Source organism: bacterium, assembly GCA_040755755.1.
GTDB lineage: Bacteria > SZUA-182 > SZUA-182 > DTGQ01 > DTGQ01 > DTGQ01.
In genome coordinates, this window is the sequence record JBFLZW010000061.1 from 59,112 (window position 1) to 83,843 (window position 24,732).

General features: G+C 48.4%; 26 protein-coding genes and 1 pseudogene. 4 read left to right on the plus strand and 23 right to left on the minus strand.

Going from position 1 to position 24,732, the window contains the following annotated elements; all coding sequences use genetic code 11:
• Nucleotides 1-13: 13 nt before the first annotated feature.
• The 15 genes and pseudogenes from AB1611_18045 to AB1611_18115 form a co-directional block, all read right to left on the minus strand.
• The gene (locus tag AB1611_18045) at nucleotides 14-1,633 is read right to left on the minus strand and encodes an ATP-binding protein (GenBank protein MEW6381485.1); all 1,620 of its coding nucleotides are present in this window, start codon (nucleotides 1,631-1,633) and stop codon (nucleotides 14-16) included.
• 188 nt (nucleotides 1,634-1,821) lie between these two features.
• Entirely contained in the window at nucleotides 1,822-3,354 is a 1,533-nt protein-coding gene (dacB, locus tag AB1611_18050) for a D-alanyl-D-alanine carboxypeptidase/D-alanyl-D-alanine-endopeptidase (protein ID MEW6381486.1), read from the minus strand.
• A 358-nt stretch (nucleotides 3,355-3,712) separates the two neighbouring features.
• A complete protein-coding gene (locus tag AB1611_18055; protein ID MEW6381487.1) occupies nucleotides 3,713-4,234 on the minus strand; it encodes a hypothetical protein in 522 nt (173 codons plus the stop codon).
• A complete protein-coding gene (locus tag AB1611_18060; GenBank protein ID MEW6381488.1) occupies nucleotides 4,234-5,115 on the minus strand; it encodes a hypothetical protein in 882 nt (293 codons plus the stop codon). The genes AB1611_18055 and AB1611_18060 overlap by 1 nt, the downstream gene beginning before the upstream one ends.
• A complete protein-coding gene (locus AB1611_18065; GenBank protein MEW6381489.1) occupies nucleotides 5,108-6,328 on the minus strand; it encodes a 2Fe-2S iron-sulfur cluster-binding protein in 1,221 nt (406 codons plus the stop codon). Before AB1611_18065 ends, AB1611_18060 begins: the two co-directional genes overlap by 8 nt.
• 21 nt (nucleotides 6,329-6,349) lie before the next feature.
• Nucleotides 6,350-8,197 (minus strand): NADH-quinone oxidoreductase subunit NuoF, encoded by a 1,848-nt coding sequence (gene nuoF / locus AB1611_18070; protein ID MEW6381490.1) that lies wholly within the window; start codon nucleotides 8,195-8,197, stop codon nucleotides 6,350-6,352.
• A 50-nt stretch (nucleotides 8,198-8,247) separates the two neighbouring features.
• Nucleotides 8,248-8,676, minus strand: coding sequence for an NAD(P)H-dependent oxidoreductase subunit E (locus tag AB1611_18075; protein MEW6381491.1), 429 nt, complete (start codon nucleotides 8,674-8,676; stop codon nucleotides 8,248-8,250).
• Nucleotides 8,677-8,835: 159 nt separating this feature from the next.
• A pseudogene (locus AB1611_18080) lies at nucleotides 8,836-9,126 on the minus strand (4Fe-4S binding protein).
• Between the two features lie 671 nt (nucleotides 9,127-9,797).
• Nucleotides 9,798-10,502, minus strand: a complete 705-nt coding sequence (locus AB1611_18085; GenBank protein ID MEW6381492.1) for an ABC transporter ATP-binding protein — start codon at nucleotides 10,500-10,502, stop codon at nucleotides 9,798-9,800.
• The gene (locus AB1611_18090; protein MEW6381493.1) at nucleotides 10,495-11,298 is read right to left on the minus strand and encodes an ABC transporter ATP-binding protein; all 804 of its coding nucleotides are present in this window, start codon (nucleotides 11,296-11,298) and stop codon (nucleotides 10,495-10,497) included. Before AB1611_18090 ends, AB1611_18085 begins: the two co-directional genes overlap by 8 nt.
• Before the next feature lie 28 nt (nucleotides 11,299-11,326).
• Nucleotides 11,327-12,325, minus strand: coding sequence for a branched-chain amino acid ABC transporter permease (locus tag AB1611_18095; GenBank protein ID MEW6381494.1), 999 nt, complete (start codon nucleotides 12,323-12,325; stop codon nucleotides 11,327-11,329).
• 24 nt (nucleotides 12,326-12,349) lie between these two features.
• Entirely contained in the window at nucleotides 12,350-12,655 is a 306-nt protein-coding gene (locus tag AB1611_18100; GenBank protein ID MEW6381495.1) for a DUF2442 domain-containing protein, read from the minus strand.
• 3 nt (nucleotides 12,656-12,658) lie between these two features.
• Complete coding sequence (locus tag AB1611_18105; GenBank protein ID MEW6381496.1) at nucleotides 12,659-12,916, minus strand: DUF4160 domain-containing protein; 258 nt, start codon at nucleotides 12,914-12,916, stop codon at nucleotides 12,659-12,661.
• 259 nt (nucleotides 12,917-13,175) lie between these two features.
• Nucleotides 13,176-13,352 (minus strand): hypothetical protein, encoded by a 177-nt coding sequence (locus AB1611_18110; protein ID MEW6381497.1) that lies wholly within the window; start codon nucleotides 13,350-13,352, stop codon nucleotides 13,176-13,178.
• Between the two features lie 233 nt (nucleotides 13,353-13,585).
• Complete coding sequence (locus AB1611_18115) at nucleotides 13,586-14,356, minus strand: methyltransferase domain-containing protein (protein MEW6381498.1); 771 nt, start codon at nucleotides 14,354-14,356, stop codon at nucleotides 13,586-13,588.
• Nucleotides 14,357-14,495: 139 nt separating this feature from the next.
• Between AB1611_18115 and AB1611_18120 the strand changes: the two genes are divergently transcribed.
• The gene (locus AB1611_18120; protein MEW6381499.1) at nucleotides 14,496-15,725 is read left to right on the plus strand and encodes an O-antigen ligase family protein; all 1,230 of its coding nucleotides are present in this window, start codon (nucleotides 14,496-14,498) and stop codon (nucleotides 15,723-15,725) included.
• A 101-nt stretch (nucleotides 15,726-15,826) separates the two neighbouring features.
• On the opposite strand, the gene AB1611_18125 is transcribed toward AB1611_18120, so the two are convergent.
• From AB1611_18125 to AB1611_18160, 8 genes are all read right to left on the minus strand, one after another.
• Complete coding sequence (locus AB1611_18125; GenBank protein ID MEW6381500.1) at nucleotides 15,827-16,012, minus strand: hypothetical protein; 186 nt, start codon at nucleotides 16,010-16,012, stop codon at nucleotides 15,827-15,829.
• A 103-nt stretch (nucleotides 16,013-16,115) separates the two neighbouring features.
• The gene (locus AB1611_18130; protein ID MEW6381501.1) at nucleotides 16,116-16,301 is read right to left on the minus strand and encodes a hypothetical protein; all 186 of its coding nucleotides are present in this window, start codon (nucleotides 16,299-16,301) and stop codon (nucleotides 16,116-16,118) included.
• Nucleotides 16,302-16,643: 342 nt separating this feature from the next.
• Nucleotides 16,644-17,708: a ribosome small subunit-dependent GTPase A gene (rsgA, locus tag AB1611_18135; protein ID MEW6381502.1), complete on the minus strand. Its 1,065-nt coding sequence runs from the start codon at nucleotides 17,706-17,708 to the stop codon at nucleotides 16,644-16,646.
• Nucleotides 17,709-17,718: 10 nt separating this feature from the next.
• The gene (locus tag AB1611_18140; protein ID MEW6381503.1) at nucleotides 17,719-17,883 is read right to left on the minus strand and encodes a hypothetical protein; all 165 of its coding nucleotides are present in this window, start codon (nucleotides 17,881-17,883) and stop codon (nucleotides 17,719-17,721) included.
• Between the two features lie 25 nt (nucleotides 17,884-17,908).
• Nucleotides 17,909-18,238 (minus strand): type II toxin-antitoxin system RelE/ParE family toxin, encoded by a 330-nt coding sequence (locus tag AB1611_18145; GenBank protein ID MEW6381504.1) that lies wholly within the window; start codon nucleotides 18,236-18,238, stop codon nucleotides 17,909-17,911.
• The gene (locus tag AB1611_18150) at nucleotides 18,222-18,509 is read right to left on the minus strand and encodes a type II toxin-antitoxin system Phd/YefM family antitoxin (GenBank protein ID MEW6381505.1); all 288 of its coding nucleotides are present in this window, start codon (nucleotides 18,507-18,509) and stop codon (nucleotides 18,222-18,224) included. Before AB1611_18150 ends, AB1611_18145 begins: the two co-directional genes overlap by 17 nt.
• Nucleotides 18,510-18,619: 110 nt before the next feature.
• Complete coding sequence (locus AB1611_18155; protein MEW6381506.1) at nucleotides 18,620-19,588, minus strand: branched-chain amino acid ABC transporter permease; 969 nt, start codon at nucleotides 19,586-19,588, stop codon at nucleotides 18,620-18,622.
• 106 nt (nucleotides 19,589-19,694) lie between these two features.
• Complete coding sequence (locus AB1611_18160) at nucleotides 19,695-20,867, minus strand: ABC transporter substrate-binding protein (GenBank protein MEW6381507.1); 1,173 nt, start codon at nucleotides 20,865-20,867, stop codon at nucleotides 19,695-19,697.
• Nucleotides 20,868-21,047: 180 nt separating this feature from the next.
• Here AB1611_18160 and AB1611_18165 point away from each other — a divergent pair, with 180 nt between their 5' ends.
• The 3 genes from AB1611_18165 to panD all read left to right on the plus strand — a co-directional run bounded on the left by AB1611_18165 (nucleotide 21,048) and on the right by panD (nucleotide 24,723).
• On the plus strand, nucleotides 21,048-23,357 hold the full coding sequence (locus AB1611_18165) for an ATPase, T2SS/T4P/T4SS family (GenBank protein MEW6381508.1): 2,310 nt from the start codon (nucleotides 21,048-21,050) through the stop codon (nucleotides 23,355-23,357).
• A gap of 122 nt (nucleotides 23,358-23,479) precedes the next feature.
• Entirely contained in the window at nucleotides 23,480-24,319 is an 840-nt protein-coding gene (gene panC, locus AB1611_18170; protein MEW6381509.1) for a pantoate--beta-alanine ligase, read from the plus strand.
• Nucleotides 24,320-24,366: 47 nt separating this feature from the next.
• Nucleotides 24,367-24,723, plus strand: a complete 357-nt coding sequence (panD, locus tag AB1611_18175; protein ID MEW6381510.1) for an aspartate 1-decarboxylase — start codon at nucleotides 24,367-24,369, stop codon at nucleotides 24,721-24,723.
• The last annotated feature ends 9 nt before the right edge of the window (nucleotides 24,724-24,732 follow it).

The window sequence follows — 24,732 nt, forward strand, 5'->3', positions numbered from 1 at the left end:
GAGATGCCCACCATTACTCTTTACTAACGGGAATGTACAACAGAAAGGTGGTTCCTTTATTAACTTCGCTCTGGACCTCGATATAACCATTATGGGCCTGGATAATCTGGTTGGCGGCAGCCAGTCCTAATCCGGTACCCGATTCTTTGGTGGTGAAAAAATGCTCGAAAATTTTTTTTTGAATTTTGCAGGGGATTCCAACCCCTGTATCAGTAAACCGTACCAGCACATACTTTGCCTGAGAGCTGTCAGCAGAGAAGTTCTGGGCCGAAACCCGAAGCTCTCCTCCATAAGGCATGGCCTCGATAGCATTGACAATGATATTGAGAAAGGACTCCTTGATCCGCTCTTCGTTAACACAGGTAGGGCTTACATCCTGGAGCGATTCGCGAGTGAGAGAAATCTTATGCCGATAGAGGTCGTTTCTCACCAGATTCAATGCCTGGTCCAGGGTAGCGTTTAAATCCACTATTCTTCTTTGAAACCGGTCAGGGTTTGAAAATAACAGGAGTTCCTTCACCAGTGCGTTGAGCTGAAAAACACTGTTATTCACTACTTCCAGGGACTTGTTTCGAAAGTCGTCATCATACCACCGGTCCTCCAGGTTCTGCAACGCTCCCTTGATCTTGGTGATTGGATGCCGCAGATCATGAGCGATTTCGGAAATCATCTCGCCCATAGTGATCAGTTGGGTGGATTTTGCAATACAGGAAGCCTTTTCATACAGAGAAACCGCCTGTGAGGCAATGATCGACAGGAATTGGCGTCTCTCGAGAGAAGAAAATGCCTTTTTGACACTGCTCCCCAGGCAGAAGATTCCGTACAGCTCATGGTCGATCGTTATCGGAACAGCGAGAAAGGACTCCAGGATAAGCTCGTGAAATCCCTGTGTCCGAAAATGGGCCAGCAGAGGTCCGGTAAACTGGTCATTGTCTTCTTCCTGACCATTCCTTCCGAAACAGTCAGTGCTTTCCATCGGAATTTTCTCCAGACTGAGCCTTTTGAGGATATCATCAGGGATTCCCTGGGCAAACCGCAGATGCAATTCCCCAAGCTCACTCTGAAAGGAAAACCACAGGAAATAATCGACCGGCAGAACCTGTTTGATGACCTGGGCAAGTCGTTCGAGGGCCTCATCAAGGTTAGCCTGCAGGCCGAAGGTCCGGGCAATTTCATACAATACGGAAAGCTCTTTGATCTTCCATTCCAATTCCTGATTTTTTTCCTGCAATTCAGTAACCAACTGCTTATTCTTGAGACCGAGTCTTCTGCGCTCAAGGCTCTTTTTCACCACAAACCGGATCTCGTCCAGGGAGCAGCCCTTGACCAGGAAGTCATAAGCTCCCCTCCTGGAGGATTCAACCGCCACTTCCCGTGAGTCATGCCCTGAAATCATAATGACCGGGATCTCGGGATAGAGTTGTTTGATATGCTCAAGGAATTCCATAGCCTTTATTTCAGCCATCTCCGCCTGCAAATCCAGGAAGATCAGGCTGAAGTCAGTGAGCTGAATTTTCTGCATGGCTTCGGCGCCGGAGGTTGCAACTGCCACCTGATAACCTTCCTGGGCCAGGTGAGCTTCGAGGTAGCTGGCATATTGCTGATGACTGTCAACTATCAGAATATTGTCCATGAGATCAATTACATGCAAGTGTTTAAACAGGCACGGGATGCTATGATAGAGTTTACCTATTTGTAAAAATGTGTTACTTTTTTTTCATTCTAATCAAAACTTTGCTCTTTGTCAATACCCCAAGAGATGACTCTCCATTTCTTTATCGGTGGAAATTGTCAAGGAAATCAGCATATTTGTCTATTCGATCATTTTGGATCTAGCAGAAATTCAACGATTTTATCCTGGATGGCTTTGCAGATATGGTGCTGATTTTTGTCCTGATTCATCATGATTGAAAAGGCAATCAGCTCGTTACGGTAAGAGTAGACATATCCGGACAGGCAGGAGACTCCATCGATCAGTCCGGTCTTGACCCTCACTCTGCCCTGCACCTTCGGGCTCTTCAGCCGCTTTCTCATCGTTCCGTCAACCCCGGCTATGGCCAGGGATGAAAAGTATTCCGGCTGATATTCAAACTTTTGCTGCATATAGGTCAGAAGGTCCACAATCTTCTTGGGGGTGGTGAAATTCTTCCTCGATAGCCCGCATCCGTCTGCGGCTAAAAAGTTTTCAGCTCCCAGGCCGGATTCCTCCAGAAACTCCCTGATCGCGGCCAGTCCCTTCTCGGTGTTCCCCGGTGCCCCCTTGCTCTGGGCCCCCAGGGTTTTCAAGAGCTGCTGAGCGATAAAATTATTGCTGAACTTGTTGAGACTGGCCACAATATCCGAAAGAGGTTTGGACTGATGCTGACAGATCACCCTGGCATTTTCAGGAACAATGCCCGGTCTTACCTGGCCTGAGATATCTATTCCTTTTTGCCTGAGCAGCCCTTTCACCACTTCAGCCGTGTACCGGGATGGAGCCTTGATTGCCCGGTAGACAGTCATGGGAGCATGACGAATGGATATCTGCCCGGATACCGTGAATATGTTTATCCCATCCTTGAAGCGATGGGCTATGGTCAGAGCTTTTCGGGGAGAGCGGGCAGTGGTTGTGGCCCTGTTGATCACCTGAATCGCCCCGTCGCTTGAAGGAGGGTCCCATTGGACCAGGGGCTTTTGTCCAACCCTGGATGCAGGCCGGATCACAAAGGTTATGGTGTTGAAATTCATCGACAAAGCTCCGCTTTCCGCCCGGTACCAGAGCGAGGGGTCTCCACCGCGCTGGTTTTCCGTATTCTCTTCAGGAGCAAAGTAGGAATCGTCAAAGATCACTCCTTCGGTGACTTTTTTGACACCGGCTTCTTTGACCTCGCGCGCCAGCTCATATAACTCTTCGGTTACTAACAGAGGGTCCCCGAATCCCTTGATGTAAAGAGGCCCCGAAACAACGCCCTCCGGAGACATCTGCCTGGCGTAGATAACGGTCGGAAAGGAATAATCCGGTTTTAACCTGGCCAAGGCTGCGGCTGAAATGAACAGCTTTTGATTTGAGGCCGGAATAAACAGCTCGTCCGAGCACAGGTCAGCCAGTACCTGGCCGGTTGTCAGAGAGACAATATAGATGCCGGTCTTTATTTTCTTCATGGCCGGATGAGAGTAAAGGATAGACAAGACTTCATCCTGAAGGGGATGGAGAATGGGCCTTCGTGCGGAACAGGAAGAGGTTTTGCCCTCTGCTTCTGCAGAGAGAGAAATACAGAACATAAGGCAGATAAAGACTGGAAGATAAGCAAAAACCGGGAGAAAGAGCTTATTGAGAATTGGCTTTGTACATCGGTCAGTAGTTATAGGTTCCATATCCACGCAGGCTCCAATATCCGCAAGAAGTGATGATGACGACAGTATAAGTATTTACTATTTTGTGTATCACAACTGACCCTCGAAGGTCAAGAGAGATTATGGGATTTTCCACAAAAACCTTGACACTGCCTGGATGATTTTTTATCCTTGAAATTTGAGGGTATATTCATTGAATAGATGAAAATAAGCCGAATAGCTGAAGGGATAGGAGGTTTTCGACCTGATGTCCGGAAGGGATCGGATTTGCCTTGATTACAATCAAAAAGACAAAGGAAAAAGCAAAGGACACCACAGAGACATAGAGGCACAGAGTTTTCACTCCGTGCCTTTGCCCCCTCTGTGGACCTGAGCAGTTTTACGTCTCCTTAAATGAATTCGGATTATGGCATTCAGCGCAGTCTGTGCCGTTTTCTCCGTTATGCGCATCCTTATGACATTGAACACATTCATTCTTCGGTATCAGATAGCTGCCCTCTGGATGGCATGCCTGGCATTTCAGAAGGTTATGTTTTCCCTCCAGCGGCCATCCTGTCTTGCTGTGGTCGAACGATTCCTTGTCAAGATGAACAATCTGATACGAGCATCCGTGATGCTCTGAATGACAAAAGATGCACTGCCGGGAATTCTTGGAGTGAATCCCCGAATCCGCTTCGAGCTTGGCTTTGATTTCATCATGGCAGGCCAGGCATTTGGCCGTGTCGAGTCTTTTCCCCCTGGTGTGGCATGCATTGCAGTCACCTGTTGAATCAAGCTCCTGGTGTGCTGCCGAAAGGTCTCCGGGAGAAAACAACCTGGACCACCGGATATTGAAGCCAAAGTAAAAACTGAGGGCAAGGACAAGAATAATGAAAGCGGTAAATAAAAAAGTTCTCTTCATTAGAATATCCACCTATATCCCCAATAAACGGTCACCATTATGTGAAGGGTTGCCAGGATAAATAACAGGTAACTACAAACCTTATGGATAATCTCCCATTTATTCAACGCGGACAGATATACATCGAGAACGGAAATGTAGCGCACTTCACGAATCCTCTTGATAAGCTCATCCCCCCAGGTACGCAAGACCTTGTATTCTTCATGCTCGGCATCGGTATATCTGTCATTGATGAGGGTGAGCAGCTCTTCCGTCTCTCTTCGGATGAATCTCCACTGCTTGATGGCATCGATTATACCACAGGTACAGGGAAAACCGGGCGGCTTTACCTCCTGAATCCTCTTGATAATCGGTGAGATCTTACTGGCCTCTCGTAAATCCCTCTCGATGAGATGATCTATGGCATAGAGCGGTTCGTATATTTTGGATATTCCCCAAAAGCAGTAGCTGAAGAATACCCTGCCGAAAATTCCCGAAATGACCGTCACCACCATCAGCCAGAAAGCAACACCCACCAGGCCCTTGGTGGCAAATCCAGAATGGAAGAAAATGAGGACAGGTCCGAGAATACCAAAGAATATATGGACTTCGAGCCATAGGGAGAGCGGCCCCAGACATTCGAGCTTTTCCACCCTCTTGCGCAGAAAGTACAGGATATAGGACAGAAACATTAAAATGGTTCCGATAATACCCAGGGCATGACCGACGGTTCCCGAGGGCTTAAGATCGGCATGGAGCAGGGAATGGAGGTGCTGCTCGTATTCGGAAACAGCAAGATAGGGCCGATAGAGCGTGAAAAGGTACCCTGCGATCAAACAAACCATTAAAATCCAGGTGATCTGAAAAATGGAGTTGAGGTTTTTAGTCGTTGATTCAGACATTTTTTCCCTCTGCATTTGCTTCTTCAAGTGAATATTTTAAAAGGTCTCGTAATTCCACGTTAATAGATCCTTTATTCTTGTCGAGGAATTCCTTGATGGTCATATCCTTGAGAGCACCGGTAGGACAATTGTTGACACAGGCCCGGTTATTATAACCCGCACAACTGTCACATTTCACGGCAACCCGTGCCAGGCGTTTTTTGCGAACCTTCTGATCGATATGATCCAGGGTAATGGCCTGAGTTGGACAGACCTTGGCGCACTCGGCACAACCGGTGCAGGCGTCGGTAAGTTCCATAAAGGGAGTACCGATTTTACGGTGAATGCCCCGGTGGGAAAATCCGATGGCATTGGCCCCGATTACCTCATCGCAAACGCGGACGCACAGACCACACAGGATGCATTTGTCAGCCTCAAGCCTTATACTGAAGCGGGTCTTTTCGATTCCCAGAGATATGGCCATATCTCTGATTACCTCGGCATCAGGGCATCTGGCCATGAGCAATTCCAGGATCATCTTGCGGACGTTTTTCACATTTTCCGTCGATGTTTTCACCACAATGCCCTCTTGTATCGGGAACATGCACGAGGGGTGGAGGCGGGTCATCTTGCCAACGGTGATCTCGACCAGGCAGATGCGGCATGCACCCAACCGGCTTACGGAGGGGTGGTAGCACAGGGTGGGGATATAGATGCCATACCGTTTCGCCACATCCAGTACCGTCTCGTCTTTCCGCCCCACAACCGGCTGCCCATCGATCGTAAACCGTAAAAGCTCTTCCTGGGGCCGGTATTCGAGTATTACCCGCTCCTGCTGCTCATGAGGCCTGCGTTCGAGGCAATCATGAATAAGATGGGGAAGAATTGTCGTATACTCTTCAGTTTTTATAAGGCAATTGGTTACCCCCTCCTTAAGGATATCTACGGCTTTTGCTTCATACTTTTGGCTCAGGAGCATAATTACCGGTTTTTTGAAATTATGCACCGTTTTAATAATTCGAAAAGCTTCAAGGCCATTCTTGCGAGGGAGGTCATAATTGATAACGATCAAGTCATAGACAGGAGCTTTTTCCAGGCAGCCAAAACCTTCCTCGGCAGACTGGACATGCTCTACGATGATAGATTCATCGAAATTATGCAATTCTCTTCTGATAAGCTTGGCATGAATTGGATCATCCTCGATCAATAAAATCGTGGTCACAGGTTTTTCCATCCGTCATCACCCCTTCCCGTTCTACTCTACCCAAACAGCGTGCTTGGGGCAGGATTGGAAACAAATCCCACACCGTATACACTTTGATTCATTAATTGTATGGACAGCTTTCTTCTCGCCGCTGATTGCCCCCTCAGGACACTGGCGGGCACACTTGGTGCAGCCGATGCATTTTTCCGGATCGATCCCGTATTTGATAAGGGCTTTACACACCTTGGCCGGACATCGCTTATCCTGAATGTGGGCCAGGTATTCATGCTCGAAATATCTCAAGGTAGCCAGGACAGGATTGGCAGATGTCTGACCGAGAGCGCATAGAGCGGAGCTTTTGATATTCGGGGCAAGCTCCCGCAGGAGCTGCAAATCCTCCATAGTCCCCTGCCCTTTGGTAAACCGGGTAACGATACTCAACATCTGGGTAATCCCCTCACGGCAGGGCACGCACTTGCCGCACGACTCATCCTGAAGAAAAGTCAGGAAGTAGCGGGCCACATCCACCATGCAGGTATTTTCATCCATGACAATCATACCGCCGGAGCCCATCATGGAGCCGACTTCGGTAAGCTTGTCGAAGTCAATCGTCAGATCGAGCAACTGCTCGGGCAGACATCCCCCTGATGGACCGCCGGTTTGAACGGCTTTGAATTTTTTGTTGTTCGGTATGCCGCCCCCGATATCAAAGATAATCTGCCGCAGCGTAGTTCCCATCGGAACTTCCACCAGTCCGGTGTTATTGATTTTCCCGACCAGGGAAAAAACCTTGGTGCCTTTACTGCCTTCGGTACCGAAACTCGTAAACCAGGTCGCCCCCCGGTCCATGATAATCGGAATGTTGGCATAGGTTTCCACATTGTTGATTAAGGTCGGCTTGCCCCAGAGTCCCTTTTGAGCCGGAAACGGGGGTTTGGGTTTTGGCGTGCCTTCACGGCCTTCGATGGACATGATCAAAGCTGTCTCCTCGCCGCAGACAAAGGCACCGCTCCCTTTACTGATAGCGATATCAAAAGAAAATCCTGATCCAAGAATATCTTCACCTAACAGGTTATGTTCACGGGTGCTCTTGAGGGCCAGATTGAGATGATGGACGGCCAGAGGATATTCCGCCCGGATATAGACATAGCCTTTGCTCGATCCTATTGCCCTGGCAGCTATGGTCATGCCTTCAATGACAGCGAAGGGATTGCCTTCCATGATGCTTCGATCCATGTAGGCACCGGGATCGCCTTCATCCGCATTGCAGACCACATATTTTTGATCCGCCTTGCTCTCCGAGGTGAATTTCCATTTTAATCCGGTCGGAAATCCGCCGCCGCCTCTCCCCCGGAGGCATGAGTCGATGACCTCTTTGATGATATCTTCCGGGCTCAGCTCGAACAGGCATTTCGACAGGGAAGCAAATCCATTGAAGGCAATGTAATCCTCGATCGAGGTGGGATCGATATGACCATTATTTTTCAGGACGATCCGCTTCTGACCTTTGTAAAAAGGAATGTCCTTCTCATATACTATCTTATTCCCGGTGGCCGGATCTTTGTAGAGGAGCCGGTCGATAATGTTGCCCTTCTGGATAGTCTCTTCGATAATCTCTTTGGTATCCTCAGGGGTAATTCTATTGTAGAAAATCCCCTGCGGTCCGATAACCACCAAAGGTCCCAATTCACAGAAGCCATGACATCCGGATACCAGGAGCCGTATCTTATCGGTAAGACCCAGTTGGGCCAGATTATCTTTAAAAGCCGCGATTACCTTCTCGCAACTATACGCACGGCAGCCTGTCCCCCCGCAAACCGTGATCCGGGGCTGATTGTAATCAATCTTTTGATTAATACTTTTCCGCAAATCTCTCAAGTCTTTAGCTGATCTTAACACCAGAGATAACCCTCTTTCCTTATGAAATCAATACGCTCAAACTAGTATAATCAATCAAATATTTTCAAAGTTGATTTCACTTTATCGGGAGTTAATTTTCCGAAATATTCACCATCAATGACCATTACCGGGCCGAGTGCACAGGCACCCAGGCAATTGACAACTTCCAGGGTGAATTTCAGATCCTCGGTTGTCTCACCTGCCTTTATTTTCAGGCATCGTTCCAGTTCCTCCAGAATCTTGCCTGATCCCCTGACGTGACAGGCCGTTCCCATACAGACGCTGATAATATGGCGCCCTCGAGGAACAAGACTGAAGGCATTGTAAAAAGTTGCCACGTTGTAAATACGGCTTAAAGGAATTCGGGTCTTGTGAGCAACACTGATCAGCACCTCTTTGGGAAGATAGTTGAACTCGACTTGGATATCCTGCAAAATGGCCATAAGGGCGCTTGAATTCCTGGGGTATCGATTGATTATCTCATCGACCTTACTCTCGGAGAACGACCCTCCATCCCCTGAATCACCACCCCCGCCATTTCCCTGAGCCTCTTCCAGAGATTTTCGCCCCGGATTCAGGAAGCTCATCAATTTATCCCAAAATGAGTATTCCTGTTCCTGCTTCGAGAAAACAAGGATGGCGTTATAGGGACAGCTTCTCATGCAGAGTCCGCAGCCGACACAGTTGTCCGTTACGATGATATGCCCTTCGGCATCTCTTTCAACACCATGACGGTTGCAGGCTTCTATACATTTAGGGTTTCGACAGATTTTGCAAAGGTTGGGAATAAGACTGATGCCGATGAGAGCGGACCGGTCTCTGACATGCCTTGAAACATCCTTGTGTCTTCTCTTGCAGGCATCGATGCAGTTACCGCAATTAAGGCATTGCTTGATATCACAGACAACTATTCTTTTCGTGTTTATCATGGCTCATATATTATCCTGAAAGATGAGTTAGAATGACGTTTTATATAAGGTTATACCTGGGGACACGGTTTATCATTGCTGATATAAAGGCCGAGCCAGGCTGCCGGAATATGGATTTAAGTATTTCAGATGTGCGAATGTCGTTTTTACGGGGAATGGTGCTGTGAAGGCGGATTTCTCTCTCTTTTCCCTATCGATAAAACAGCTTTCCTTAACCATACACACTCCTCTCTCCTCAACCTCTTCAGGTTTATTGCTGGGTTACCGGCTCTTCTTTCCGAGCCTTGTCTTTAAGCTTTTCTTGAAAAGCGTCCCTTATGATATCGAACCATAATGATTTTGTCAAACTAAAAATAAAACGAAGTTATATTTTTTACGATCTGGTTATGATAAAGCGTTTAACGGCTTTCTATTCCCCATTCAGCAGTTATATTCAGCAGTTATATATCGTAATGGACTGTCTCCTGTTCAGATGTGTTACGAAATTAACCGATTTTTTACGCATGTTTCAATAAATATACACTGCTTTCCAGCCTGAAATTAGAGAAAAATTTATGAGTCTTGCCTGCCGGTTGCCCCTACTTTTCGGATAAACCGAGATATTTTCACGACTTTCAGTGATGGAAGTTATCACGGGGGGTGAGGAAGGGGAGGGCTTTCGAATGGGCGATTTACTCTCCCAGGTAAGCCTTGCGGACCTGTTGATTATTGGCCAGATTCCAGGCTGTATCAGCTAAAACGAGGCTGCCGGTTTCAAGAATATACCCCCGGTGAGAGATTTCCAGGGCTTTCTGGGCATTCTGTTCAACCAGCAGGATCGATAATCCCTCCTGATTGATTCTGGCAATAATCTGAAAGATATTTTCCACGATCCGGGGAGCGAGCCCCAGTGAGGGTTCGTCCAGCAGGATGAGCTTTCCTCCGGCCAAAAGAGCCCTGCCGATAGCCAGCATCTGCTGCTCTCCGCCGGAGAGGGTGGCTCCGTATTGCTTTTGCCGCTGGTGGAGTACGGGAAAAAGGGTGAAGACACGATCGAGGTCCTGTCTGATCGCTTTTTTGTCCCGCCGCAGAAAAGCTGCCATTTCCAGGTTTTCGATCACCTTCAGGTTGGCAAAGATTCCCCGGCCTTCCGGAACATGGACAATACCCAGTTTGACGATCTCATGAGAAGCAAGGCGGGTGATATTTATTCCCTCAAAGAAAATTTCACCCCCGAAGGGGCGGATCAGGCCGGATATGGCCCGCAGGATGCTGCTTTTCCCGGCTCCGTTGGCACCGAGCAGGGCCACGGTTTCAGCCCCGGCCACCTCGAAGGAAAGGCCCTTGACCGCCTGAATCTGCTGGTAGCGAAGATCGAGATTGCAGACCTTAAGCATCATCCCCCTGGCTTCCTCCTTCATGCCCTTTTCCCCGGTTCCCTCCTCCAAGGTAAGCCTCGATGACTTTGGGATCTTTCTGAATCGCTTCGGGAGTGCCCTCGGCAATCTTTTCCCCGAAATTCAGGACAATGATCCTCTCGCTGATCTCCATGATCATCCTCATCTGATGTTCGATGAGCAGGATGGTCAGAGGGAATTCCCTGCGGATCCACCGGATCAGACCCATCAACTCATCCGTCTCGACGCGGTTCATGCCTGCTGCCGGCTCATCCAGGAGAAGAAGCCGGGCACCGGTGGCTACCGCCCGGGCAATCTCGACCCTGCGCTGGAGCCCGTAGGGCAGCTCGCGGGCCAGCTTGTGCTGCTCTGCGGTTAAATCAAAGGTCTTGAGCAAAGAAAGACTCAGGCCGGTAATGCGCTCCTCCTCCTGCTGAAAGTTTTTGCTCCGGATAATGGCATCCACAAGGTTGTACTTTTTTTGCAGGTGAAAGGCAAGCCGGACATTATCGAGCACACTCATCCGGCCAAACAGCCGGATATTCTGGAAGGTGCGCGAAATGCCGGCAGCGGCGATGAGGTGGGGTTTCTGGCCGGCAATCTCCCGGCCGTGAAATTGAATGCTTCCGCCATCCGGTACATAGAATCCGGTCAGAAGATTAAAGATGGTCGTCTTCCCGGCACCATTGGGCCCGATAAGGGAAACGATCTCCCCCTGCCTGATGCGGGTGGAAAAATCTGAAACCGCCTTCAACCCGCCAAAGGATTTGTGAAGGCCATCTACCAGAAGCACCATGGTATCGATCCCTTTGAGAGGTCCCTTTTTACATATCCCTTTTGAATAACCCTTCGGGTTTTCTGAGCATGACCAGGATTAAAATCAATGGGTAAATCACCAGCCGCCATTGCTGGAGGTTGGCCATGCGTAAAAATTCCAGCAGGAAAGTCATCGATCCGGCAGCGATGATCGACCCCCACAGGCTGCCCATCCCTCCCAGATACAGATACACCAGATATTCGATGGACTTGATAAAGTTAAAGTTATCCGGATGGATATAGCGCAGGGCATGGGCATACAGCCCGCCCCCGCAACCGGCAAAGAAGCTGGCTATGGCAAAGGAGAGCACCTTGTAGCGGGTAAGATCGACCCCCATCATTTCAGCGGCAATGTTATCTTCCCTCATGGAGAGAAATACGCGGCCATAGCTGGAATGCAGAAGCCGGTGGATAACCGAAACCGTCAGCAGCGTGAACGCTACTGCCCAGAAAATGTTGGTAAACCCCGGAATCTGCCCGATCCCCCTGGGGCCGCCGAGTTTCTGGGCAATCCGGCTGAGGGCGGACAGGTGAACCTTATCGAGCGCCACAGCCAGCTCATCGGTGAGCTTGATGCCCGATCGCACTACCTCGACCAGAGCCAGGGTGACAATGGCCAGATAATCCCCCCGAAGCCGCAGGATGGGAAGCCCGACCAGATAGCCCAGGGCAAACGATATCAGCCCGCCCAGCATGACTGATGCCAGAAAAAGCGGAACCGACCACAGGCCCGGCCATCTGGCCGCAGAAAAAAGAATCGTCGTCACCAGACATGAAGTGTAGGCCCCGATAGCCATAAAAGCCGCATGGCCAATGGAGAACTCTCCCGTAAAGCCATTGATCAGATTCAGGCTGACGGTCATGACGATATTGATGCAGATAAACAGAAATATCTGCTGGTAGTACCGGCTCAGAATGTTGAAATGCACCAGCAGGCTGACGATGAGCCCGGCAGCGGTCAGGCCAAGATAAAAGGAGCGATAGGTTGTGGGGGGGGAGGTTTTCATGGATAAATGTATATAATCCTCATTTCATTTCACTTCACTTCCTATGTATCCCCATTCCCTGAATTTTGCCTGCAATTCTGGTTCGGGTTTGTTCTTAAATGCTTGAAAATATATATACTCTGGAGCCAAATCAGCTCCATTTGGCCAGGTAATAGTTTCAAGAACTTCATCAACTTTCAGTTGAGAAAAAATTGACTTGTCTTTCAAGGGCTTGAAAACCGGCCCTTCCAAGGCATCTGATAAATCAGCCACTCCTTTCCGTCCATCATTAAAGGATACTTCTACCTTATAATCTCCAATATAGAGGGCATTCGTAACGTGTAATATCATTTTTTACTCCAATGGTTCTATTGGTTTTGGTTGTTCCTGCTTTTTACAAAGTTCCCAATCTTCCAGCAATTCATCTTTATGCAACTCGTACCACTCCAGAACATGTCCAAGTGCTCTTTTGGGAAACTTTCCTTCAATTACTCCATTGAGTATATTCACTATAATTTCATACCCTCCATATTTGGCGTGAAAATGCGGAGGTAAATGATCGTCCCAATACATTGCAATAATAATTCCAAGAAATTTGCTGATTATTGGCATCTTTTTTATCTCATTCACTTATAATATATAACATACTGCCTGCCGAAGAAAGATCTTCGACCACCATTCAAACCACAAAGCACACGAAAATCACAAAGGAAATACCTTGCTATGCCTTCGTGCTCTTCGTGGTAATTATCTCCCTCGGTTTAGACCGTCCCCGGATTTTCTCTTCGACAGACTGCTGGCAGGCCGATCAGTACGTGGCTTACCATCCGCCTTCTTTTAACTTTCGTTTTCGCCATCTTATATACGCCGTTCAATCATTCTGAAAGCCTATCTTCCTCTCTTGCTTCTCCGTTGGTTCCAATACTTGCCTTATGGCCTCAAAGACTACCTTGAACTGATAGTCGTACTTTTGTTCCATATCCTCTATTTTCTGTTTGACTTCTTCATAGTTCATGAGCGTTTCCCGCATCTTGGTAAAGGTTCTCATGATCTGAATATGGCTCCAGCTCAATTGTCGTGACAGTGTCGCGACAATTTCAAAATCTGGGAAGAGCTTAGTTCCCGCAAATCATGAGCAAGTACCGAAGTCTTATCATCCCCTTGCGGGGTCTGGATTTCTTTTGACATATGTTTTAAACTTACGCTACCGGAAACTTTTTATTCCCTCTTTTATCTATATTCAATCTCCCTTCTCTTACGGGGCCTGAGCATCGGCTGTGATCAGCCGTTCGCCGCTGCCGATTGTTCGGCAGGTTTCCTTGCCACGACCATGATTTCCATTTCGTCAAGATCGATGGTTCTCTGGCGTTTCCAGTTCCCTGCGGTTCCTCCCCAGATATCGAGCACATTCATGCCTGCCAGTTGGAAAAGCAGGACAAGTTCGGTCGGAACAAAGGCACGTTCTCTGACTCGCAAAGCAGGCACCCCTTCCACGGGAGGAACTTCCGACACCGATGAAAGCGTCAGCGGATCGAAAATGGCCTTCCTTACGTCATCTTCGGTGTGATTTCGAATCATCCGAAAACCATTGAGAACGGTAAAAAGCGTCTTGGCGTTCGGCTTGAGACACCTGCCGATATTGCGGAGAATCGCCAGTGGGTGCTCGATGGCGTCATCTTCGCTGCCAAGAAGCCCGAAAGACCCTTCGCACAGACAAATAGCAGCATCGAACCGATTTCCCAGCGAAAACCTGGCAGCATCCGCATGTATCCATTCTACCTGGACACCTGCTGCCCTGGCCTTGTCTTTTGCCTGAGCAAGCATACCGGAAGAAAGATCAATCCCTGTCACTGAATATCCTCTTCGGGCAAGCTCAACAGAGTGGCGTCCTGTACCGCATCCAACGTCAAGAACGGAATCGCCCGGCGAGAGATCCAATACATCAATCAGGAAATCAACTTCCTGCACCGTGTTCTTTGTATAGCATAGGTTGTCATACCCAGGAGCCTCCAAGTCATGAAATTGCTCCCATGTGCTCTTATCTTTTTTCATATCTCCCGGCTTTCCATTTTTCTGCTGATTGCCTTGTAATCTCAAAGACTACCTTAAATCTTTATTTTCATATTATTTATCATATTCTTCTCTTAATTGAATTTGACTTTTTTATCTCGAATGAGATATAATCATTTACATGAATATCAAACAAGTTAAAGACAAAACATATCATATATTGGCTATACTTACTGTATTCTTTACTTCTTGGGGCTCCGGATTGCAGCAGGCAGCCAGATTCGACTTATCAAAACTGTTTGTCTGGTGCTCAGTTATGCTCATCGTCTTTTGGCTTTTATTTAATCGCAAGGTCGTATTCCCAAGAGCTTTTAATCTTTATATATCATTTGCTTTCCTGCATACGGTAATTACCTATCTGTTTGTATTTCCTGATGAATTAACTTTTGGATATGTAAATACTGTCAAGCTCCATAGCGGGTTTTCAAAGCCAATAGAAGCGGCCGGTATGGGATTAATACGGATTTTTATTCTGGTTTTATTTGCATATGCCTTAGCTGCTTCTTTCAGGACAAAAAAAGACCTTGTAAACGTATGTATTGCATACGGAGCCGGATTTATCTGCTCGTTATCATTAAGTGGATATTGGCTCGAAGGAAGATTAACAGGTGGGTATATGGACCCCAACTTTTTTGGATTGGCAGCAGCTACCGCTATTTTTCTTAACTTTTTTGTAATAATCATGCCAGTTTCTCAAAGGGTAAAAATTGTGTCTACGACATGCATAGGTGTTGGTTTTCTTGGAATATGCCTATCAGGATCGAGAGGGGCCATGTTTGGAGTATTTACCGGAGTGCTGTTAGTTTTGGCGAATTTGCCAATAAAGTACAAGACAGCACTTACTGGTGCCTTAGTGGTAATCTTCTGCATTATTATACCATTTACTCCTTCAAATACCGCTCAGATGATCCATGATCGAGTATCCATTGAAGAAATTCACCATAATCGGGGATCACACCGGATTGACATCTGGGCTGACTATCTTAACGTCCTTCCTGAACATCTTTTATTTGGAACAGGATTAAGACGCTCACAAACTGCGCTAACCAATATCAGTGCATTTAAAATAACATATCCACATAATAATTATCTGGAAGTTATAATTGAGTTTGGGATTGTTGGATTTATCCTCTACCTGCTCAGTATATTTACTCTTTTGAAAAATATATTATCGAAAAAGAAACCATCAAAAGCTATTATTCTTGGTCTCCTGTCCTCATGGCTGGTAATCAGCTTTTTCCTGGGTAACCATTGTGCAAGAGACACCTGGATTATCCTTGCCGTTGTGGCCTCCTATGGATATTCTCCCTGCTGTTCAGCGGTCCCAAAGGGAACAAAGGCTGGGGGGTGATATATGCCATTATTCGCGGCCTGGACTTCAGAAGATACCCCAGCGGAGAAAGGTAAAATATTCTGGTATCTTCCTGGTATCTTCGATAATCCTTTCACCTCTTAATTGATAATAACTACCGTTCCGCTCACTCTGATGAGCTTGCCGGTCTTTTTATCAACAAATAACCAGCCGTCGCTGTTTTCTTCAGATATAACCTTTCCCGTTGACTCCCATTGCTCAACCAATCGCCCGCCACTATAGAGCTTGACAATGCCTGGTCTGCCGATGGTTATTGCATCTTTCATTTCAGCCTGTGTGCACCCTGCAATAAGAAGAATGGTAAGTAGGGGAATTGTCACCCTATATTTCATCTTGTTCCCTTTACTTTCGAAAGCATGATTGGATAGTTCACTTTAATAAAATAACGGAAATAATTGCCGCTGTTTGAGCAATGATAAGACTTACAACCCATTTGATTGTACTTGATTTCGCCTGCTCTATTTCCTTGGTAAGTTTCAATTCAACTTCCCGAAGGTCGCCTTTTGTAGCCAGCTTTTGTTTTTCGGAGTCTATCATTTCCTCAATATCCTTCACGACTATCTGACCCTTATTCCTTGCCGAAGGACTCCGAGAAGATATCGAATAATTCCATTACCTGTGTACTTCTCATTTCGATATCACCTTTTTTTCTTTCTGAGATTCAATCCATTATTCAATCTCGTCTCTCTTGACAATATCAAGTTTATGCCTCTGCATATACTAATAATTTGTATAATTTATCACTCCATTACTATCTTATACAATCCTTATCGGTCTCGTCAAACGAATGCGCCGTAAATTGAGGTTGCGGATTTTGGGATAGAACCCACCTTGAGGTTGCTTCCCTAACGATCTATGTCGCCCTGCGTATCTCCTGTACGTTGACAGGTTTGTGCGCTATCTATTCTTTTTATGCTTCATGATTGATTTACACATTTTCCCAAACTGTTTATCTCTCTGTCTCTTCTCGAAATAGGACATCTCGTTATGGATAGATTCTTTCGTCATTTTCAGGTAATTCTGATATCGTTCCCGGGAAATCGTTCCCTCTTCTATTGCAGCCAATATTGCACAGCCTTCTTCCAGGGTGTGGGTGCAGTCATTATAGCGGCATTGGCCCGATAGCTCCGCTATCTCGGTAAAGGTATCATGAAGACCTGATTCTGCGGCCATTACCCCAAGCTCGCGCATGCCCGGTGTATCGATGATCATTGCGCCGTTTTCCAGAATAACCAGCTGACGGCGGGTAGTGGTATGTCTTCCCCTTCCATCTTTTTCCCTGACAGTCTGCGTTTCGAATAACTCTTCATCTATCAGGTTATTTAACAAAGTGGTCTTTCCAACGCCTGATGAGCCGAGCAGGCAAAATGTCTGCCCGCAAATCAGCAGCTCTTTTACCCTCTCCAGACCTGCATTATCCTTGTTACTGAAAGCCACTATCGGGATATCCGGCATCACTTTCTGAATATCGGCTTTCTTTTCTTCGATTGCCTCAGGAGGCAGCAGATCGCTTTTACTCAATAACACAACAGGATGGATGTTGCTTTCGTTGATCATGACCAGATATCGTTCCAACCGTCTGAGATTATAATTGGAATCGAGCGACTGCATAATCATGGCCGTGTCGATGTTGGCCGCAATTACTTGAAATTCTACTTTTTTCCCCGATGTCTTCCTTGTGAGCACCGACTTTCTTGGAACAATCTCATGAATGACAGCAAAGGATTCATCATCGACAAACTGCGCATATACCCAGTCACCCGCTGCGGGATAATCCAGCGGGGAATCGGCATCGAACATGAGTTTTCCGGTTATTTCCGCAAATATATCATGCTTTCCATTTGAAACGATATAACTGTTCTTATTGACGGCAATTACTCTGGCTATCTGAAAAGCAGCCAGCTTTGCAGGATCGATCCTGTCCTGAAACCCTGGATTAAAGCCTAATTTTTGGATATCCATTGCCATATTTTTACCCGAAAAGCGGCCTGTTACATAACTTCAAGGATAGGTTTTCTGTACAGGATTTCCGCAGCTTATCGACAATGCGTCCTTCTCCGGGCTGACCGAAGGCCCGGTTGTTGACGGTGCGTACTTCATCACAGTCTTTTGGGTGTTCCCTGCGAATCTCAATCACCGTTTTTCTCCTCCGGCAAGCGACCTTAAGGTCTTATAAGCCTTTGAAACAGGATATCTTCGATATTTTGCCGACAATCGAGGACAGCTACAATGTATACATTCTCTTCTGATATTCTATACATAATTCTCCAGGGAGGGATAATAAGCTCACGATATTGATAGATACCCTGTTTCTGGAGCTCCGGTATAATGCGGCATCGTTGGGGAAAGTGGCAGAGACTCGCTGTTTTTTGGTGTAATTCCTGGAAAATTTCCCGGGCATGAGATGGGTTATCATTGGAGATATATTCAATAATACCTGCCAAATCATATTTGGCAGGATTGACCCATATCACTTTATAATTTACGTTCATGTTCCTTGATTATGTTTTCCAGATATTCAAACACTTCCTCTTGAGTTGTAACATTATTGTCTTTTATCGCTTCTTCTCCGATGGAGACAAGCTTTAATATCCCCAGGGCATTGCGCATGTCTTCATAACTTTGCGGGTCTTGCAGAACCGCTTTGGGCTCTCCATTTTGCGTGATAATGACAGGACGATGGGTTTCGTTAACCTGTTTTAATAGATCTGCAGCTCGTGACTTAAGATAGGTTATCGGTTTTATATCTTTTGAAATATTCATGTATATCACCTCCGATCTTTTTATGATACCAAATTCGGACCGCATGTCAAGTGGAGAATTCAGAAGCCTGATGTTCCTCATGTCTCTTCACCCCCACCCAGTCTCCGTCCTCAAATCTTCTCCGCATAGGGTGAGCCCAGAAGTCCTGTCGGTCTGACCAGGAGGACCAGGATCAGGATCAGAAAGGTGACTCCGTAGCCGAGATTCGAATTAACGCTGATGGCCAGGGTTTCCACGATGCCCATCAGGAACCCGCCCAGCATGGCTCCGGGGATATTGCCGATTCCGCCAACTACTGCAGCGACAAAGGCCACGATACCAGGCCACATGCCAAGACAGGGAGACTGAAGCACCCCGTAGGTAAGGCCGTAGAGAATGCCGGCGCATCCGGCCAGGGCACCGCCCAGAGCGAAGGTAAAGGTGATGACCCGGTTGACGTTGATGCCCATCAGTCTGGCCACATCCATGTTATAGGATACGGCCCGCATGGCTTTGCCCATTTTGGTCTTCTTGACGATATATTCGAGCAGAACCATCAGCATGAGGGCAGTGACAAGATCAATGATCTTGATGTTACTGACTGTCAGGCCTCCCGCCAGCGGATAGGCCCTTTCCCTGATCAGGGTCGGGAAGGAGCGAAAGTGAGGTCCGAACACCAGGTAATTGAGGGGGAAGGAAACCTGGTGAGGATCAAGGGACAGAAAATTCTCCAGGAATAATGACACGCCGATGGAGGTGATGAGCATGGTCAGGCGGGGTTTATCTCTCAGGGGGCGGTAGGCAATTGCCTCGATCAGGATATTGATCAGCAGGCAGCCGATCATGGCCATGATCATTGCTATCCAAAAGGGGAGTCCTACTCCTCTGCTCAGCAGGAAATTCCCGGCGAAGCAGGAAAGGTAGACGCCCACCATGAATACATCCCCGTGGGCGAAATTGATGAGCCTGATAATGCCATAGACCAGCGTATACCCCAGGGCGATCAGGGCATACATGCTTCCTTTCTGGAGGCCGTTGATAACTTGCTGGGCCAGAACCTGCCAGCCATAATGCCAGAGGTAGAACCCACCAGCAGCCAGGAGAACGCCGGGCAGAATAATGTCAGCAGGCTTTACTCTTCTCAATGAGTCCGCTTGTCCTTCTTATTTTCATTGATTTAAGGATTAACGCTCAGTGGAGCGCCCCTTACGGGTTGATCCTCTGATAGAAAACCTGACGGCCATTTTCAATCTTGACAATGACTGCGCCCTTGATCGGGTTTCGCTGGGCATCGAAGGTAATCTGGCCGGATACGGCTGCAAAGTTCCTGATGTTTTTCAGAGCATCCCGGATATCTTCACCCTTCAGGCTCCTGGCCGTGCGAAGGGCCTCGAATAAAATGAGACAGGCATCATAGGCCAGAGCGGCCAGGGCATCAGGGTCCTGCTGATACTTTTCGGCATAGGACTTGACGAACTTCTGGACCTGCGGGCTGGGATCATCTTTGGAAAAATGCGTGCTGAAAAAATTCCCCTCCACCGCTTCCTTGCCCAGAACCATCAGCTGCGGCGAGTCCCAGCCGTCACCGCCGATCATGGGAACATCAATACCCATAGCCCGTGCCTGCTTGGCAATCAGGGCCACTGAGCTGTAGTAATTGGGGAGGAACAGAATGTCCGGCCCCGCTGCCTTGATTTTAGTCAACTGCGCGCTGAAATCCTGGGTCTTGTCCTCATCGGTGAAGGCCTCATAGGCCACGATCTCTCCGCCAAGCTCCGTAAACCGGACCTTGAAGAACTCAGCCAGCCCTTTATTGTAATCGTTGCCATTATCAAACAGGACCGCGGCCCTTCTCTTTCCCAGACTGGTAAAGGCAAAATTGGCCATGATCCTTCCCTGGAATGGATCGATAAAGCATGCCCGGAAGATATAGTCGCCGACCAGTGTCACCTGCGGGTTGGTGGAGGCATTGCTGATCATGGGAACATGGGCCTCCTGAGCAATCGGGGCCCCGGCCAGGGAGCATTTACTCATGACTGTTCCAACAATGGCCGCTACTCCATCCTGGTCGATGAGCTTTCGATAGGCATTGGCGGCAGACTCCGGCCTTCCTTCGTCATCCTCGAAGATCAGGTCAATCTTGTATTTCTTCCCTCCAGCTTCGATTCCGCCCTGCCGGTTGATCTCCTCTACAGCCATTCGGCAGGCATTGCGGGTGGATATCCCATAGGTGGCTGCTCCGCCGGTCACCGGCCCGACACCGCCGATCTTGATGGTATTTTCTTTTTGCGCACAGCCGGACTGCATGATAAGTAATCCGCAGATAAGAATCACTGATACGGCATACCTTTGAAGGTAGTTACAAATTCTCTCCGCCATAGTCTCCCTTTGCTCCTTTCATGTTAAGGCCTTACAGATCGAGTCATCGTAATATTTTTCAAATTCATCGGTTATTATAAGAAATTTTCCTTTTTTTTCAAGTGCTATTGTTCCCCAGGCCCCAAATATAATATGTGCTCCCTTACGAGGAGCAGGAACTTTTCTTTCGATAAAATATTTATGGGAATTTTTACCAAGAGAAGTAAAGAAGAAGAGATCCAATCCCTGGAAAAGGCCCTGGCCTATAAGGACCGGCTGCTGAATATTACTCACCAGATTCACTCTGCCCACAATCTGGACGAGATTTTTTTGCGCCTCCAAAAGCCGATTCTCGAGCTGTTCGAGGCTGACCGCATTACCATTTATGCTGTGGATGATGAAAAGGGAGAGCTTTTTTCCCGTTTTAAGGTCGGAGAAGAAATCGGAGAAATCCGCATACCGATCAGCCCGGCCAGTATTGCAGGGTTTGCGGCCTATTCCAAAGAGCCGATCACGATTAAAGATGCCTATGACGCAGCGGAGCTGGAACGGATCAATCCGCAGCTTCACTTCAATCAATCCTATGACCAGAAGAGCGGATACCGGACCAGGCAGGTTCTGGCCTCGCCGATAATGTTTCAGGGAACCCTGCAGGGAGTCATCCAGCTCATTAATAAAAAGGATAGCCAGCAGTTTGCTGCCAAGGATATCGATTCGGTCCGCGAAATTGCCAAAATCATCGGTATCGCCTTTCATAATCAGGCCCTGCGCCAAAAGAAGATGCCCAGCAAGTTTCAGATGCTGGTCCAGCAAAATATCCTGTCCGAGAAAGAGCTGCAGGAAGCCATCCGAAGGTCCCGCGAAAGCAATAAGGCCATTGAGCAGATATTGATGCGGGAATACAAGGTGGCTAAAAAAAACATCCTGGATTCCCTGTCCGATTTCTATCAATGCCCCTTTATCGAATTTGATCCTGAATATAAGATCGATGAGGGAATTTTGGGCCGCCTGAGTCCGAATTACCTGAACAAGCATTTCTGGATGCCCCTGCGAAAGAGTGGCGAAACCATCGAGGTGCTGGTGGATGATCCCCGGGATATTCAAAAAATCGATGAAATCAAGCTCACCCTGAATCAGCAGAAAATTACCCTTATCGGCGCATTGCGGGAGGATATCGTAAAGTTCATCAATGCGGTCAGTAACCCCGTGGACAAAACCGTTCTGAAGGTGGATGAGCTTTTGTCGGAGCTTGATCTTGAGCAGGTCGCTGAAGAGCAGGTGGATGAAGAAGTCGATGATGCGCTCAATGAATCGGACAATACGATCATCAAACTGACCAATCAGCTTATCCGTGAAGCCTATAACCGGGGGGCCTCGGACATCCACATCGAGCCTTACCCCGGAAAGCAGCCGACAATAGTCCGCTACCGCATTGACGGCGATTGCCGAAAATATCTGGAAATTCCGGCAAGCTACCGCCGGGCCATCGTTGCCCGGCTCAAGATCATGTCTCAATTGAATATTGCCGAACGAAGGCTTCCGCAGAGCGGCAAGATAAAGTTCCGGCACAACCAGCGGGAGATCGAGCTGCGGGTGGAAGTAACCCCAACCGTCGGGGACCAGGAGGATGTGGTGCTCCGGGTGCTGGCCTCCAGCGAGCCGATCCCTCTGGACAGACTCAATCTGGCCCCCTACAACCTGAAAAACCTGAAGCATATTATCAGCCAGCCCTATGGCCTGGTTCTGGTGGTCGGCCCCACCGGATCGGGAAAGACCACGACCCTGCACTCTGCCCTGGCCCATATCAATACCCCGGAAAAAAAAATCTGGACAGCGGAAGACCCGGTTGAGATCACCCAATACGGATTGCGGCAGGTGCAGGTGAGAAGTCAGATAGGGCTGACTTTCGCCAGTGCCATGCGCTCCTTCCTGCGGGCTGATCCCGATGTGGTCATGGTGGGAGAGATGCGGGACAAGGAGACGGCGGCCATCGGCATCGAGGCTTCCCTGACCGGCCATCTGGTTTTCAGCACCCTCCATACCAACAGTGCCCCGGAAACCGTTGTCCGCCTCCTGGACATGGGCATGGACCCCTACAATTTCGCCAATGCCCTGCTGGGGGTGCTGGCCCAGCGTCTGGTCAAGACCTTGTGTAAATCCTGCAAGACGGCCTATCACCCCACCCCGGAAGAATTCCAGGAGCTGCGCGCCGAATATGGCGAAGATGCTTTTGACCGGAACGGATTCCGCTACACCGATGACCTGCAGCTCTACCGGCCTCAAGGGTGTCAGGAATGCGGTCAGACAGGATACCGGGGCAGGACCGGGATTCATGAGCTTTTAATGGGCTCGGATACAGTCCGGCATCTGATTATTCAGAGGTCAACCATCGAGGCGATCCGGGACGCCGGGTTGAATCAGGGCATGACCACTCTGAAGCAGGATGGAATCGCCAAGGTCCTTTTGGGGATCACGGATTTAAACCAGGTGCGCAAGGTGTGCATCAAGTAATGAGATAAACTTTCCTGCTTTTTTATCTTGACATTGGAGAAGCGATACCCGATCATGTAATCGATATTCGCCCCGACTATTGGGGTAAGGTATTTTAAACCGATTCTCCGAATGGAAGAAAAATGGAAATCATAACCGACATCAGTCAGATGCACAGCACTGCCAATGCCGTGCGGGAAGCGGGGAAAAGCATCGGCTTTGTCCCGACCATGGGTTTTTTTCATGCCGGTCACCTCTCGCTGATGGAGGCTGCCCGGCAGGATGGGCATACGGTCGTAGTCAGCATTTTTGTCAACCCCATCCAGTTTGGCCCCCAGGAGGATTTGTCCGCCTATCCGCGTGATCTTGCCGCCGACAGCCGGATGGCCAGAGATGCAGGGGTGGATATCCTGTTCGTTCCGGAGGCAGGCGCGATGTATCCTGATCAGTATCAGACCTCGGTTGTGGTCAAGGGCCTGACCGAAAACCTGTGCGGGAGGTTTCGTCCCGGCCATTTCGAGGGAGTGGCCACGGTCGTGGCCAAACTCTTTTCCATTGTCAAGCCGCACGTTGCCTATTTTGGCCAGAAGGACTTTCAGCAGCTTGCGGTTATCCGGAGAATGGTGCTGGACCTCAACCTGGACATCCGGATCGAGGGATTGCCTACTGTCCGCGAAAAGGACGGCCTGGCCATGAGCTCCAGAAACACCTATCTGAGCGGAGAGGAAAGACAGGCTGCCCTGTGCCTCTACCGCTCAATCTGCCGGGCACGGCAAATGAGAGGGGAAGGGGTTGTGCGGGCTGAAAAAATAATCACCGAGATCCAGCGGATCATGGCTCTTGAGCCTCTGGTCAGGCCGCAATACATCCAGATATGTCATCCCGAAACCCTGCTGGATGTGGATTATATCGACGGTCAGGCACTTCTGGCCATGGCCATATATGTTGGAAAAACCAGGCTGATTGATAATTGCCTGCTGTAAAAATTAACAAAGTCTTTTTGCAGGAAAGGTTCTTTAAGGAGAAGATAATGCAACGGATTATCTTAAAATCGAAAATTCATCGGGCCGTGGTTACCGATACCTGTCTTCACTACGAGGGAAGCATCGGCATCAGTGCCGACCTTCTTGAGGCTGCCAATATCCTGGAGGGAGAACAGGTTCATATCTATAACCTGAATACCGGAGGCCGATTTGAAACTTACGCTATCAGGGAAGCGCCCGATTCAGGCCGGATCATCCTGAATGGAGCGGCCTCGAGACTGGCTGCTCCGGGGGACCTTGTTATCATTGCCACCTATGTCCTCATGACCGATGCCGAATACCGGAACTTTCAGCCCATCAAGCTGAAGGTGGACCACCTGAACCGGATCGTCCGGGAACAATGACGAGGGAAA

Bases quoted from the DNA above. Each gene is read 5' to 3' on its own strand.
- AB1611_18045 (MEW6381485.1), bottom strand. From the start codon at position 1,633: ATGGACAATATTCTGATAGTTGACAGTCATCAGCAATATGCCAGCTAC.
- dacB (MEW6381486.1), bottom strand. From the start codon at position 3,354: ATGGAACCTATAACTACTGACCGATGTACAAAGCCAATTCTCAATAAG.
- AB1611_18055 (MEW6381487.1), bottom strand. From the start codon at position 4,234: ATGAAGAGAACTTTTTTATTTACCGCTTTCATTATTCTTGTCCTTGCC.
- AB1611_18060 (MEW6381488.1), bottom strand. From the start codon at position 5,115: ATGTCTGAATCAACGACTAAAAACCTCAACTCCATTTTTCAGATCACC.
- AB1611_18065 (MEW6381489.1), bottom strand. From the start codon at position 6,328: ATGGAAAAACCTGTGACCACGATTTTATTGATCGAGGATGATCCAATT.
- AB1611_18085 (MEW6381492.1), bottom strand. From the start codon at position 10,502: ATGCTTAAGGTCTGCAATCTCGATCTTCGCTACCAGCAGATTCAGGCG.
- AB1611_18090 (MEW6381493.1), bottom strand. From the start codon at position 11,298: ATGGTGCTTCTGGTAGATGGCCTTCACAAATCCTTTGGCGGGTTGAAG.
- AB1611_18095 (MEW6381494.1), bottom strand. From the start codon at position 12,325: ATGAAAACCTCCCCCCCCACAACCTATCGCTCCTTTTATCTTGGCCTG.
- AB1611_18100 (MEW6381495.1), bottom strand. From the start codon at position 12,655: ATGATATTACACGTTACGAATGCCCTCTATATTGGAGATTATAAGGTA.
- AB1611_18105 (MEW6381496.1), bottom strand. From the start codon at position 12,916: ATGCCAATAATCAGCAAATTTCTTGGAATTATTATTGCAATGTATTGG.
- AB1611_18110 (MEW6381497.1), bottom strand. From the start codon at position 13,352: ATGAGAACCTTTACCAAGATGCGGGAAACGCTCATGAACTATGAAGAA.
- AB1611_18115 (MEW6381498.1), bottom strand. From the start codon at position 14,356: ATGAAAAAAGATAAGAGCACATGGGAGCAATTTCATGACTTGGAGGCT.
- AB1611_18120 (MEW6381499.1), top strand. From the start codon at position 14,496: ATGAATATCAAACAAGTTAAAGACAAAACATATCATATATTGGCTATA.
- AB1611_18125 (MEW6381500.1), bottom strand. From the start codon at position 16,012: ATGAAAGATGCAATAACCATCGGCAGACCAGGCATTGTCAAGCTCTAT.
- rsgA (MEW6381502.1), bottom strand. From the start codon at position 17,708: ATGGATATCCAAAAATTAGGCTTTAATCCAGGGTTTCAGGACAGGATC.
- AB1611_18145 (MEW6381504.1), bottom strand. From the start codon at position 18,238: ATGAACGTAAATTATAAAGTGATATGGGTCAATCCTGCCAAATATGAT.
- AB1611_18150 (MEW6381505.1), bottom strand. From the start codon at position 18,509: ATGAATATTTCAAAAGATATAAAACCGATAACCTATCTTAAGTCACGA.
- AB1611_18160 (MEW6381507.1), bottom strand. From the start codon at position 20,867: ATGGCGGAGAGAATTTGTAACTACCTTCAAAGGTATGCCGTATCAGTG.
- AB1611_18165 (MEW6381508.1), top strand. From the start codon at position 21,048: ATGGGAATTTTTACCAAGAGAAGTAAAGAAGAAGAGATCCAATCCCTG.
- panC (MEW6381509.1), top strand. From the start codon at position 23,480: ATGGAAATCATAACCGACATCAGTCAGATGCACAGCACTGCCAATGCC.
- panD (MEW6381510.1), top strand. From the start codon at position 24,367: ATGCAACGGATTATCTTAAAATCGAAAATTCATCGGGCCGTGGTTACC.